This is a genomic window from Crossiella sp. CA198 (assembly GCF_052078295.1).
Lineage (GTDB): Bacteria > Actinomycetota > Actinomycetes > Mycobacteriales > Pseudonocardiaceae > Crossiella.
In genome coordinates this window covers 18270-31197 of the sequence record NZ_JBQJIM010000037.1, presented here as the reverse complement: position 1 = coordinate 31197, position 12928 = coordinate 18270, and the positions used below count along the sequence as shown (strand labels likewise).

10 protein-coding genes are annotated in these 12928 nt (G+C 71.1%); 7 read left to right on the top strand and 3 right to left on the bottom strand.

Annotation, left to right across the window (positions count from 1 at the left end; genetic code table 11):
- The first annotated feature begins 25 nt into the window (after positions 1 to 25).
- Genes ACTOWY_RS40120 through ACTOWY_RS40095 form a run of 6 tightly spaced genes read left to right on the top strand, consistent with a single transcriptional unit; the run spans position 26 to position 7178 of the window.
- Positions 26 to 1066 carry a methyltransferase gene (locus tag ACTOWY_RS40120; RefSeq protein ID WP_441314832.1) on the top strand — a complete coding sequence of 347 codons (1041 nt, stop codon included), beginning with the start codon at positions 26 to 28 and terminating at the stop codon, positions 1064 to 1066.
- A gap of 29 nt (positions 1067 to 1095) precedes the next feature.
- Positions 1096 to 2424, top strand: coding sequence for an aspartate aminotransferase family protein (locus tag ACTOWY_RS40115; protein ID WP_441314831.1), 1329 nt, complete (start codon positions 1096 to 1098; stop codon positions 2422 to 2424).
- A 14-nt stretch (positions 2425 to 2438) separates the two neighbouring features.
- Positions 2439 to 3491: a 3-deoxy-7-phosphoheptulonate synthase gene (gene aroF, locus ACTOWY_RS40110; protein WP_441314830.1), complete on the top strand. Its 1053-nt coding sequence runs from the start codon at positions 2439 to 2441 to the stop codon at positions 3489 to 3491.
- A gap of 9 nt (positions 3492 to 3500) precedes the next feature.
- Positions 3501 to 3770 carry a hypothetical protein gene (locus tag ACTOWY_RS40105; RefSeq protein ID WP_441314829.1) on the top strand — a complete coding sequence of 90 codons (270 nt, stop codon included), beginning with the start codon at positions 3501 to 3503 and terminating at the stop codon, positions 3768 to 3770.
- The gene (locus ACTOWY_RS40100) at positions 3760 to 5358 is read left to right on the top strand and encodes a class I adenylate-forming enzyme family protein (protein WP_441314828.1); all 1599 of its coding nucleotides are present in this window, start codon (positions 3760 to 3762) and stop codon (positions 5356 to 5358) included. The genes ACTOWY_RS40105 and ACTOWY_RS40100 overlap by 11 nt, the downstream gene beginning before the upstream one ends.
- Positions 5355 to 7178, top strand: a complete 1824-nt coding sequence (locus ACTOWY_RS40095) for an FAD/NAD(P)-binding protein (RefSeq protein ID WP_441314827.1) — start codon at positions 5355 to 5357, stop codon at positions 7176 to 7178. Before ACTOWY_RS40100 ends, ACTOWY_RS40095 begins: the two co-directional genes overlap by 4 nt.
- Here the strand turns inward: ACTOWY_RS40095 and ACTOWY_RS40090 are convergent.
- Both ACTOWY_RS40090 and ACTOWY_RS40085 read right to left on the bottom strand, forming a co-directional pair.
- Positions 7166 to 8308, bottom strand: a complete 1143-nt coding sequence (locus tag ACTOWY_RS40090; RefSeq protein ID WP_441314826.1) for a PucR family transcriptional regulator — start codon at positions 8306 to 8308, stop codon at positions 7166 to 7168. The genes ACTOWY_RS40095 and ACTOWY_RS40090 overlap by 13 nt on opposite strands.
- A 129-nt stretch (positions 8309 to 8437) precedes the next feature.
- Entirely contained in the window at positions 8438 to 11260 is a 2823-nt protein-coding gene (locus ACTOWY_RS40085; protein WP_441314825.1) for an ATP-binding protein, read from the bottom strand.
- A 184-nt stretch (positions 11261 to 11444) separates the two neighbouring features.
- Between ACTOWY_RS40085 and ACTOWY_RS40080 the strand changes: the two genes are divergently transcribed.
- Positions 11445 to 11876, top strand: a complete 432-nt coding sequence (locus ACTOWY_RS40080) for a hypothetical protein (protein ID WP_441314824.1) — start codon at positions 11445 to 11447, stop codon at positions 11874 to 11876.
- Between the two features lie 194 nt (positions 11877 to 12070).
- Here the strand turns inward: ACTOWY_RS40080 and ACTOWY_RS40075 are convergent, their stop codons facing one another.
- A complete protein-coding gene (locus ACTOWY_RS40075; RefSeq protein WP_441314853.1) occupies positions 12071 to 12844 on the bottom strand; it encodes a helix-turn-helix domain-containing protein in 774 nt (257 codons plus the stop codon).
- Positions 12845 to 12928 lie beyond the last annotated feature (84 nt).

The window sequence follows — 12928 nt, the reverse complement described above, 5'->3', positions numbered from 1 at the left end:
AGGACGGGCGGTGAGGCTGTGCGGCATGACGACGACCCCGACCCGGCTCAACGAGCTGTTCTGGGCCCGCTGGCAGTCCAAGGTCCTGCAGAGCGCGATCCGGCTCGGCGTGTGCACCGAACTGGCAGGCGGCCCACGCACCGCCGAGGAACTCGCCCAGGCCCTGGACCTGCGCGGGGACCGCCGCGCCACCCAGGACTTCCTGGACTCGCTGACCGCGGTGGAACTGCTGCACCGTGAGGGCGACCAGTACCGCAACAGCGCCGAGGCCGCCACCTACCTGGACGAGCGCACACCCGGCACCTACCTGGGCGATGCGCTGGCACAGATGCTGGACCTCCAGGACTTCGACCTCACCGCCGCCCTGCGCCTCGGCGCGGCCACCGGTGACGGCCGCGACTTCTACCAGCGCCAGTACGGCACCGAGCAGGGCGCCCGGCTGTTCCTGCGCCTGATGACCGCCTTCAGCCTGGGCGCGGCCTCGGTACTGGCCACCAAATTCCCCTGGCAGCACTACACCAGCGTGGCCGACCTGGGCTGCGCCGAGGGCGCGCTGCTCACCCGGATCCTGGCCCGCCAGCCACATCTGTCCGCGATCGGCTTCGACCTGCCCGCGGCGGAAACGGGCTTCACCGAGCACACCACCGCACTGGGTTTCGGCGACCGGGCCGAGTTCCGCGCGGGCGACTTCTTCCAGGACCCACTGCCTGCCGCCGACGTGCTGATCTTCGGCCAGGTGCTGCACAACTGGAACCTGGCCGAGAAACAGCAGCTGATCGCCAAGGCGTACCAGAGCCTCACCCCCGGCGGCGCGCTGATCATCGACGAATCGCTGGCCGGCACCGGCCAGAACTTCGTGGCCGCCATCCTCAGCCTGCTGATGAACCTCTCCGTCGGCGGCGGCTTCGACCTCACCGGCGCCGAATGCGAGAACTGGTTGCGGCAGGCCGGTTTCACCAACACCAGCATCGAACACTTGACCGGCTCCCGCTCCATGGTGGTCGGCTTCAAACCCGCCGTCGCGGCCCGGCCCTACCAGCCGCAGGCCACCAGCTGCCTGCTCTGAGCATCCACCTCAACCGAAGGATTTCCCTGATGTCCCAGACAATCCTGGCCGAGGAGCTGACCACCAGCGCCGCCCTGCTCGCCCGCACCAGGGCGGTCATCGCCGGCGGTGGCAGCAGCAACATGCGCAACGCCGGCATGAGCACGCCGCTGGTCGTGGACGGCGCCCGCGGCTGCCGCCTGCACGACGTCGAGGGCAACGAGCTGATCGATGTGAACATGGGCTACGGCCCGCACCTGTTCGGCTATGCCGACCGCGATGTGCTCGACCCGGTGCGCGAACAGCTCACCAGGGCCGCGGTCACCGGACTGCCGCACCGGCTGGACCACCAGGCCGCCGAGCTGATCACCGAACTGGTGCCCTCGGTGCAGCAGGTCCGCTTCGCCAACTCCGGCACCGAGGCCATCACCTCCGCACTGCGGCTGGCCCGCTTCCACACCGGCCGCAGCCTGGTGCTCACCTTCGAGGGCCACTACCACGGCTGGAGTGAGACCGTGCTGCGCCGCTCCGCGATCACCGCGGGCCGCCCGCAACTGCACCGCCCGCGCCCGGAACCCGGCGCCCCCGGCATGATCCCCGGCGCGCTCAGCCACACCCTCGAACTGCCCTGGAACGATGTGGCCGCACTGGAACGGGCCTTCGCCCAGGACGGCAACCAGATCGCCGCGGTCATCCTGGAACCGGTGTGCGGCAACGCCGGCGTGGTGCCGCCGCGACCCGGATTCCTGTCCCGGCTGGCCGAGTTGACCAAGAAGCACAACTCGCTGCTGGTCTACGACGAGGTGATCACCGGCTTCCGGCTGGCCGCCGGTGGCGCGCAGGAGCTGTACGGTGTGCTGCCGGACCTGACCATCGTGTCCAAGGTGCTCGGCGGCGGATTCCCGGTGGCGGCCTTCGGCGGCAGCACCGCGATGATGGCCCCGCTGGCCCGCAACGAGGCATTCCACGCCGGAGTCTTCGCCGGCAACCACGCCGCGATCACCGCCGCGACCGCCATGCTCACCAAGATCAAGAATGACCCCGGGGTCTACGGCAGACTGGAACAGACCTGCGCCGGATTCGAGTCCAGGCTTAGGGAAATCTTCGCCGCGGCAGGACGTCCGGTGCGCATTGCCCGCTCCGGCTCGGTGCTCTCGGTGGCGCTGCTCGCCCGGCCGATGAACACCGAGGAAGCCTACGACGGCGCGGTCTCGCTGATCGCCTATCCGGTGCACCGCAAGCTCCAGCTGCTCTGCCAGCAGGCCGGCGTCTACTTCCACCCCAACCCCCTGGAGCCGTGGTTCCTCAGCACCGCACACGGACCGGCCGAACTGGACCGGATCACCGAGACCATCGCCGCCGCGCTGCACCGGCTCTGAAGGGGCTGACCACGTTGACCAACTGCCTGGCCCTCACCCGCCGCGGCCTCGACGAACCCGCCCTCACCCGGCTGCTGGACCGGGTGCACGCCCTCGGCGCCCGCGCCGCCTGCCGCGCGCTGGCCGACCGGCACCTGCTGGTCGCCTGGCCGGAATCCGGCACCCGCCTGGCCACCGCGCTGGCCGCACTGTCCGAAGTGGAGACCGTGCTCGCCGAAGGACACGTGCTGCCGTTGGCCTCCAGGGACTTCCAGCCCACGGACAGCTCCGTCACCGTCGGCGGGGTCATCCTCGGCGGCCCGGCCACGGTGACCATCGCCGGGCCCTGCTCGGCCGAACACCCCGACGTGCTGGTGGAAACCGCCCGCTCGGTCCGCGCCGCCGGAGCCGCCATGTTCCGGGTCGGCGTGTTCAAACCACGCACCTCCCCCTACAGTTTCCAGGGCCTGGGCGCGGCCGGACTGGCCGCACTGGCCGAGGTGCGCGCCGAGATCGGCATGCCGATCGTCTCCGAGATCCTCACCGTGGCCGACCTGGACGCGATGAGCGAGGTGGTGGACGTGCTCCAGGTCGGCGCCCGGAACATGCACAACTTCGCCCTGCTCGCCGCACTCGGCCGGGCCGGGAAACCCGTGCTGCTCAAACGCGGGATGGCCGCCACCGTCACGGAATGGCTGCACGCAGCGGAATACCTCCTCGCACACGGCAACGACCAGGTCGTGCTGTGCGAACGCGGCATCCGCACCTTCGAGCAGTCCACCCGATTCACCCTGGACCTCAACGCCATCCCGGTGCTGCGTGAACGCACCCACCTGCCCATCATCGTCGACCCCAGCCACGGCACCGGACACGTGCGCTACGTGCCCGCGATGGCCAGGGCCGGACTCGCCGCCGGCGCCGACGGGGTGATCGTGGAGGTGCACCCGCGCCCGGCTGAGGCCCTCTCCGACGGCCCGCAATCCCTGGACCTGGACGCCTTCGCCGCCCTGTCCGCCGAACTGCGCACCATCGCCGCCGCCATGGGCCGCGAACACCAGTCCGCAGCCCTGCCCGCACTGATCGGCTGATTGTCCACTGTGGATGATGAGCTGCGCGTCAGGGTCCACGACCTGGCCGGTTACCTGGCCCGCCGCGGCCTGGTGCGCGGCGTCACCGCCACGGTGACCATGCCACCCGGGATCACCCGGCTGGCGGTGCTGCTGGCCCTGGCCCGCAACGGAGTCCGGGTGGAACCGGGCGCATCAGCCCGGTTCCACCTGACCTCCCGGCCCTCACCGCTGCCGGAGTACACCGACGAACCCGAGATCCACATCGCCGAAAGCGAGTCCCCCCACCATGATCAATGAGCTTGAACGCGCCACCATCAGCGCCGACGGCCTGCTGGGCGCGGGCAACGTGCTGCACCGCCTGCTCGCGCACGGCCGCAACCCCGACGAACAGGTGCTGTGGACCGATCAAACCTGGCAGGCCCCCGACGGCAGCACCCCGGAGGTGCTCACCCTCGGCGAACTGGACCGGGCAGTGCGGGCCTGCGCCGGATTCCACCACCACAACGGGGTGCGCCCACGCGATGTGGTCGCGGTGATCACCGGCTCCAGCACCGAGTACGCCCTCCACTTCCTCGCCTTGTCCTCCCTCGGCGCGATCCCCTCCCTGGTGCACGCCGACCTTCCCGCCGACACCCTGCGCGCTTACCTCGACCGCCAGGACGCGGTCGGCGCACTGGCCACCGACCACCTCCACGAACACCTCACCGGACTGGGTTTTGTCCACTCCGGCAAGGACATCCGCCCCGAGGACGCGGAACACCTCCCAGCCGACTACCCGTGGCGGCACCACCCGGACGACCCGGTGATCATCACGCACAGCTCCGGCACCACCGGCGTGCCCAAGGCCGTCCCGCACACCCATCGCACCCTGCTGCTCGCGCCCCTTGAGCGGATCCGCCTTGGCGACAACGGTGATGAGGGCCGTCGCCTGGTCGCCCTGCCCGGCAACCACAACGCCACCATCTCGGTACTGCTGTCCGCCCTGCTGCTGCGCGTCCCGGTCCTGCTGTCCAGCGACCGCGGCGGCGCGGCCGTGCTGGCCGGGATCGAGCGATTCCAGCCCGGTGCGGTGTTCGCCTTCGCCAGCACCTACGCCGAGCTGTCCACAGTGGACCTGGACGCGCACGACCTGTCCGGCATCGGCGCCTGGTACAACACCGGCGACGCCGCCCACGAAACCCACATCCGCGCCCTCACCGCACACGGCAACCACATGATCTCCGGCCCCGGCCCGTCCCTGCGGCAGGTCCCCGGCTCGCTCTTCCACGACGGCCTGGGCTCCACCGAGATCGGCTACGTGCTGTTCCTGGTCACCCACCGCCCCGGCGACACCGGATTCGGCCGCCGCATCGGCAAACCACTCGGGTTCGCCCAGGCAGTGGTGCTCGGCGACGACGGCTCGCCGCTGCCCCCTGGCCAGGTCGGCAGGCTCGGCGTGCGCACCCCGACCCTGACCCCCGGCTACTGGAACGACTCCGGCACCTGGCACCGCCAGCAGCTCGGCGGCTACTGGCTCACCGGCGACCTGGTGCACCAGGACCCCGAAGGCGAGTTCTACCACCACGACCGCGAACCCGACGCCATCCGCACCACGGCCGGGACCGTGCTCAGCACCAGCACTGAGGAACTCCTGCTCCAGTCCCGCCCGGAACTGCGCGAGTGCACGGTCATCGGCCACAACGGCGAGGCCCACGCCCTGCTCCAGTTCGCCAATGGCCTTGCCCCGCAACAGGATTTGACCGAGTGGGTGAACGAGGTGCTGACGGCGGAACACCTGCCGCCAGTGCACCGGGCGCGCGCGGTGACCGCCGCGGAGGTGCCGCTCGGGGTCACCGGGAAGGTGCTCAAGCGGGTACTGCGCGAACGCCTCGGAGCGCACCGGTGACGGTGGTCTGCATCGTCGGCGCCGGACCACGCGGCACCTCGGTGCTGGAACGCCTGTGCGCCAACAGCCGTGCCCTCGGCACCAGCCTCGAAGTGCACGTGGTCGACCCCTACCCGCCGGGCGCAGGTGCGGTGTGGCGTAGCGACCAGGCCGCGGAGCTGCTGATGAACACGGTGGCCGCCCAGGTCAGCCTGTTCACCGACGCCAGCGTGTCCTGCGCCGGACCCGTCGAGCCGGGCCCGAGCCTGTACGAATGGGCGGGCGGCGCACTCGGCCCCGACGACTACCCGACCCGCGCCCAGTGCGGCCGCTACCTGGAATGGGTCTTCCAGCACATCCTCGCCACCGCGCCCGCCGAGGTCACCGTCCAGGTGCACCGGGCCACCGCGGTCGCCCTGGCCGACGAACCCGGCGGACGGCAGGCGGTCACCCTGCACGACGGCCGCCGCCTCCGCGGCCTGGACGCGGTCGTACTCGCCCAGGGCCACACCGACGTGGTGCCCACCGCCGGTCAACGCCAGCTCACCCGGCACGCCCGTACGCACGGCCTCGGCTACCTGCCCCCGGCCAACCCGGCCGACGCCGACCTCTCCGCCATCCAGCCCGGTGAGGTGGTCGCCATTCGCGGACTCGGCCTGAACTGCTGCGACTACCTGGCCCTGCTCACCCAGGGCCGCGGCGGCCGGTTCGAGCCCACCGGCACCGGACTCACCTACCACCCCAGCGGCGCGGAACCCGTGCTGTACGCGGGATCCCGCCGCGGCCTGCCCTACCACGCCCGCGGCGAGAACCAGAAGGGCGCCTTCGGCAGACACCAGCCCCTGTTCCTCACCGAAGAGGTCATCGCGGGGTTACGCCGTCGCGGCGGCCTCAGTTTTGGCACGGACATCTGGCCACTGCTCGACGCTGAGGTGCGCGCCGTCTACCATCACGCCCTACTATCCACAAAGGACGGTGAGTGGCGGGCAGCGGACTTCCTGGCCGAGTTCACCGCCACCCGCGACCCGGAACTCCCCGCCCGCTACGGCATCGAACCCGCGCAACGCTGGGACTGGAACCGGCTGGCCCGCCCCTACCACGGCAGGTGGTTCACCGGCCGCGCCGACTTCGAACTCTGGCTACTCGACCATCTCCGCGCCGACCTCACCCAAGCCCGGCTGGGCAACGTCGCCGGACCACTCAAGGCCGCGCTGGACGTGCTGCGCGATCTGCGCAACGAGATCCGGCTGCTGGTCGACCACGGCGGCCTCACCGGCGAGTCCTACCGGCGCGAGCTGGCCGAGTGGTTCACCCCGTTCAACGCCTACCTCTCCATCGGTCCACCCGCCAGCCGGATCGAGGAGATGATCGCCCTGGCCGAGGCAGGCGTGCTGCGCTTCACCGGACCCGGCATGCGGGTCCGCCCGGCTGACCGCGGCTTCCTCGTCGACGCCACCACCATCCCCGAACGACCGGTCACCGCCACCACCTTGATCGAGGCCAGGGTGCCTGACGTCGACCTGCGCCGCACCCGAGATCCGTTGCTGCGCAGGCTGATCGCCACCGGCGGCGCCCAGCCCTACCGCATCCCCGACCCGGTGGCAGGCCCCGTGCCCTGCGGCGGACTCGCGGTGACCACGCGTCCCTACCGAGTGGTCGGTTCCGATGGTCGGCCGCACCCCCGGCGCTTCGCCTACGGCGTGCCCACCGAGGGCGTGCACTGGGCCACCGCCGCCGGGGTGCGGCCCGGCGTGGGCTCGGTGATCCTGGCCGACTCCGATGCCATCGCCCGCGCGGTGCTGACCCCGGTCCGCGCCCCGCAACGGGCTCAATCCCGGTGAGCGGGCAGCAGCTTCCGTGCCGACAGGGCCATCATCAGCTCCAGCCGCGCCCTCGGCTCCTCCAGCGCCGGGCCGAACAGTGTCCGTAGCTGCCGGATCCGGTTGCGCACGGTCTGCGCGTGCACGTACAACCTGGCCGCCACCGACTCGGTGTCGTGCCCGCTCTGCAACCAGTGCAACAGGGTCTCGGCCAGCAACTCCTGCTTGTCCGCCCGCAACGCCAGCAGCGGGGCCAGCCGGGTACGCACCAGCAACCGGGCCAGATCCTTGTCCCGCAACAACATCAGCGTGCTCAGGTGATCAGTGCAGTGCACCAGGCCGGCGTCAACGGTGGTGACCGCGAGCAGATCGCGGGCCCAGCCAAGGGACTGCCCGGCCTGGTGCAGCGGCACGGTCGGCCCCACCGCCGCGGTCCACCCGCGCAAGGTCCTGGCCAGCTGGGCGGCCCGCCCCGGCCCGTCCGGATCGGGCACCAGCAGCACCGGCCGTCTGCGATCCACGTCGATGAGCACATCCGGCGGCAGCATCAGCAACCGGTGCTGGCCCACCCCCGGATCGGCCAGCGCCACCGCGGCGATGGTGCTCGGCAGCGGCCAGTCGTTGGTCTCGGCCAGCTCCTTGACCAGCGGCGACCCGGCGAAATCCTCGGTCAGCACCGCATCGAGGAGCTTCTGCCGCTGGCAGCGTAGCCGGTCGCTGACCCGGGCCGCGGTCTCCTTGTACGCGGTGACCACCTCGGTGGCGACCTCGTCCATGTAATCCAGCACCTGCACGCCGAGCCGGGCGATCGCGGCCGAGTCCAGGTGCCGCTCCGCGTTCACCTCGGCCACGTGCTGCCAGACCACCTTGGTGGCCACCGCCAGACAGCAGCGCACCACCTCCACCGGCACCTCGTGGTGGTAGAGCCTGCGGCCCAGCGACCAGCAGACCTCCAGCCGCTCCGGCCCCGGCGGCCTGCCGTCCCGGATGCCACCGATGAACAACTCGATCAGCAGCCGCGCGCCCTCGCGCAGGAAAGTGGAGTCGGGCAGGGTGCACATCGGTGGCCTGGCCACCATTTCGCGCCAGATCGACTCGCTCGTCTCGGCGACGAAGGGATCCAGCAGTTCCGCCAGTGATGCGGGAAGCACAGGGTGGCCTCGGTGATTGTTGACGACTGAGTAAACGAACCCGGAATGTGAGAAAGGTTCGGCCAGCAGGCGAGCGGAAACACTGGCCAGGTTGCGGGTTACTCGGCGGTAACTTGACCTGGGAGACGATTACCCGGTGCCTTCGGGTTCGCGGGCGAGCAGCGTGGCCAGTTCCACCCGGGAACTGAGGCCGAGTTTGGCCAGGATGTTGGAGACGTGGAACTGCACCGTCCGCCGGGAGACGAACAGCCGTTCGGCCACCGCCGGATTCGACAGCCCGGCCGCGACCAGCTCAGCCACCCGGCGCTCGGTCTCGGTCAGGCTGACCAGGCCGGTCTTCGGCCTGCTGCGGGTGCCCCTGGCGCCTCGGTGCACGCCGTGCGCGCGCAGCCGGGACTCGGCCCGGTGCATGTCCCAGTCCGCGCCCAGCCGCAGGTACACCGCCAGCGCGGCGTCAAAGGGCGCCCTGGCGGCGGCAGGCTCGCCGGTGGCGGCCAGCACCGCGGCCAGGTCCTCCTCGCAGCGGCCCCGGAACAGCACCCAGGAGGTCCCCTGGTACAGCCGGGTCGCCTCGCGCAAGGCCGCCGGATCCTGGTGCAGCAACCCCTGACAGTGCTGGTCCACCGCGTGCAGGCTCGCGCCCGAACCGGGTCCGAGCAACACCCGGATGTCCACGGTCAGCCGTTCGGCCAAGGCCCGGTTCCCGCAGTCCAGGGCCAGGCCCACCAGACCGGGGTACAGCCAGGCCAGCGAGGCGCGGATCTTCGGCGTCAGCCCGCGGTCGGCGGTGGCCAGGAACCGGCGCAACGCCTCCTGCGGACCGCGCTCGCACAGCTCGACCAGGCTGTGCGCCCACAGCGGCAGGAACTCGTAGAAAGGCGCCCCGGTGGTGGTGCGCACGGTGCCGGCCACCGCGTCCAGGTAACCGCGGGCGGCGGCCAGGTTGCCCCGATGCGCCTCGATGATCGCGGCCAGGCTGTGCAGCGGCAACGCCTCCCACCGCTCATCCGGCTCCGGCCCGGACCGCACCTCGGCCAGCGCGTCGTCCCAGTTGCCGCAGGCCAGCAACACCACCGCGCGATCGAGCTGGCACTGTGCGACCAGGGTGCCCCAGCGTTGTTCGGCGATCCGGCGGGCCAGCCCGGTCTCGGCCTCGGCCGCCTCGGCCCGGCCGAGTTCGAGCAGCGCGTAGGCGCGGATCAGGTGCAGCGCGATCAGCCGGTCCCCGGTGATCTCCGCGGCCGGGGCCAGCCGCAGCGCGCGGGCGGTGAAGTCCATCGCGTCCTGGCTGTGCCCGCGTAATCGGTGCACCACGGCCAGGGTCTCGTAGGCGTCCACCAGCGACCGGGTGTCGCCGAGTTCGCGGGCCTGCCGTTCGGCCTCCCACGCGTATCCCTCGGCCCGGCCGAACTCGCCAAGGGTGAACAGCACCACTGAGGCGAAGGCGCGGAACCGGGTCGCCTCCAGCGGGGACACCGCGGGGGAGTCCAGCGCGTGCCGGATCTCGGCCAGGGCCAGGTCGGGCCTGCCGTCCGCGTAGGGCGCGTGCGCCAGCAGCCAACGCAACGTGCACTCGTCCCCGGGTTCGGGCCGCGCGGCCAGGGCACGCCGGGCCTGGTCCTCGGCCGCGCCGACCTGTCCGCAGCGCATCAGCGCACAGGCCAGGTGCACCCGCAACCGGGCCAGCAGCGGGTCGGCCGGATCGCCCAGCGCGGTGGCCGTGCCCAGCAATGCCACCGCGGTTTCCGGCATGCGCAGCGCGAGCTGCTCGGCGCATTCGCTCAGCCAGGCCAGCACCCGGGCGTCACCGGAGGGTTCGCCCGCGGTGAGCTGCTCGGCCACCCGCTCCACCGTGACCCCGGCGCTCGCCAGCGCCAGCCCCGCCTCCAGGTGTCGCACGGCACGCAGGGGCGCGGGCATCGCGTCGTGCAGGGCCTGCCGGATGAGGTCGTGCTGGAAGACCAGGCGGTCCTGCTCGACGATGAGCACCCCGGCGGCCACCGCGTCGGCCAGCGCCGCGGTGGTGTGCGGCACCGACTGCCCGGTGACCACGGCGATCTCGGTGACGGTGTGCCCGGACCCGAGCAGCGCACAGGCCCCGAGCACCTTGGTGGTCCGCGGCGTGAGGAAGTCCAGCCGGTCGAGGATGGCCGCGCTCAGCGACCCCGGCACCTGGCGCACGGTGGCCTCCGCGGTGCCGTCGGCGATCACGATGCCCGAGTGTCGCAGCAGTCCGTCCAGCAGCTCCCGCACGTACAGCGCATTGCCACCCGCCGTGCCCAGCAGCTCCAGCAGCACCGGCCCCACACTCGCCCCGAGCACCTGCTCGGCCAGCTCACGCACCGCAGCCGGGGGCAACGGACCCACCGACACCAGCACCCCGCCCCGGCTGACCAGGCTGCGCCGCAACTGTTCCAGCGCCGCGGTGCGCGGCACCGAACGGGCCGCGCCGATCAACAGCACCGGCAGGTCCCGCAAGGCTTTGCCCACCTGGTGCAGCACCTGGACGCTGGAGGTGTCGGCCCAGTGCAGATCGTCCATCACCAGCGCGAGTGGCCCGTCCACGCACAGCTCGTCCAGCAGCGACAGGATCGACTCCACCACCACCAGTTCCCGGTCGGCCACCGGCACCGCCAGCCGGCCACCGTGCCGGATCTGGTGCGCGATCGCGGCCCGCCGCCAGTCGGTGGCCGAGGTCCGCAGGTCCAGCGCGCCGGAGACCGCGGCGAAGGGCAGATGCTGCTCGATCTCCTCCGCACATCCGGAGAACAGCTGAATTCCCCTGCGCAGCGCGGATTCCAGCACCGCGCCGAGCAACGCGGTCTTGCCGCAGCCAGGGTCGCCGTCGAGCAGCACCGCGTGCCCGGCCCCGGCGACAACCTCGTCGAGCAACGGATCGATCCGGCCCAGTTCCGCGGACCGGCCGAGCAACATCCGGCTCGACAAGCTCATCCTCGCCACCTCCGGCCCACATGAATACCCGCGGATCAGCCGGAACCGCTAGCTCCGTTCAGGGTTGTACAAGGTCAATCACATTTTTCAAGTAGCCATCCGACACCGTTCAGTCTCGGCACTTCCCATTCCCGCTCGCTTTCTGACAAGAGAACCAACCCCAACCCGAGCAAAATTCACTCAGGTGACACCAGTAATCACCCATCCCACCGCCACCACCGCCACGGACCGTCTGCACCACCGCCACCCCCACATCCGCCGCCTGCTCGCCCCGCCCCAGCACGGCTGGACCGTGCACCAGCGAGACGCCCTCGGCCGCCCACCCGAGTTCGCCCTGCACCGGATCAGCGCGGACCGCTGCGGCGTCACCGTGGTGCAAGCGCTGTACGTGTGCGCGGACGGCACCGCCGCCGCGGTCTGCCTGTGCCGCACCGGCACCGAGTGGGTCCGCACCTGGTCCGTCGACGGCACCCTGCCCGACCTGGTCGACCTTCTCCTGACCGCAAGCGATCCCACCGACCCCACCGGCCCGCCACACCGCCGCCGTCCGTCGGTTCCCAGCCCCGCCGAAGCTGGCTACAGCGAGTTCTGGGAGCGCTCCCAGAGACGCCGGTAGGTCGATCCTCAAGGAGGAGGGTGGCATGGCACACAACAGATCCGCCCCCGGCGTAACCGCCTGGCGCGGCTCTGGTGGCGAGTTCGCCCTGGCATGCCGATGTGTCGGCGAGTTGGGCCAACTGGTACGGCGGTTTTGCCCAAGCGGGCGTACCAGTTGGCCCAAGTGGTACTGGAGTGAGGAATGTCGTTGTGTCACAACGGCGAGACTGCACGCGCTGGCCAAGCCAGATCATCCACCGCCAGCCACTGCCCCCCAGCCACCGCCACCGGCGTGACCCCGCTGAACGCCACCACATCCCGATGCAAATGCGACTGATCCACATACCCGCCCTCAGCCGCAACCCGCCCCACCCCCACCCCACCCGCCAGCCGATGCACCGCCCAATCAAACCGAACCAGCCGAGCAGCCCGCTTAGGCCCCAACCCAACCTGCCCCCGAAACCGCTGCCACAACCGCTTCCGACTCCACCCGACCTCGCCAGCCAGCTCCTCAACCCGAACCCGCCCGCAACTCCGCAATATCCGACCCCAAACCCAAGCCACCTCCCCATCCACCGAACCCCCACTCGCGCCCCGCCCAGCCAGAAACCCCTCCACCAAAGCAAAACGATCCCGCCACGAAGAGACCTCCCCCAACCGCTCCCGAACCCGAACCGCCTCCCGCCCCCACAAATCCTCCAGCGCCACCACAACCCCATCCAACTCCGCCGGCGCAACTCCCAACACCGCCCGCGCGATCACCGGCGACAGCCGAACCTGCAAACACTCAACCCCCGCACCCCGAACCCGCAGCCCACCATGCAGATACCCGGCAACCAGATCGCCCCGCCGCTGACGACCACTCGCCACATCCACCACCAGCGGGCCGTTGCCGAACTCCAGCACCAGCGTGATAGCCGGATGCGGCACCACTCGCACATCAGCCGGACCGACCGCCCGGAACCCGGCCAGTCTGATCCCGGGCATCCGGCTGAAACCCGGTCGCGTGACCTCCCACTCCGCAGCGGTTCGCATCAGCCCATGCTAGGCGGAACCCACCTGGAACATTTG

Coding starts and splice junctions, on each gene's coding strand:
- ACTOWY_RS40115 (WP_441314831.1), top strand. CDS start 1,096: ATGTCCCAGACAATCCTGGCCGAGGAGCTGACCACCAGCGCCGCCCTG.
- ACTOWY_RS40075 (WP_441314853.1), bottom strand. CDS start 12,844: ATGCCCGGGATCAGACTGGCCGGGTTCCGGGCGGTCGGTCCGGCTGAT.
- ACTOWY_RS40120 (WP_441314832.1), top strand. CDS start 26: ATGACGACGACCCCGACCCGGCTCAACGAGCTGTTCTGGGCCCGCTGG.
- ACTOWY_RS40085 (WP_441314825.1), bottom strand. CDS start 11,260: ATGAGCTTGTCGAGCCGGATGTTGCTCGGCCGGTCCGCGGAACTGGGC.
- ACTOWY_RS40100 (WP_441314828.1), top strand. CDS start 3,760: ATGATCAATGAGCTTGAACGCGCCACCATCAGCGCCGACGGCCTGCTG.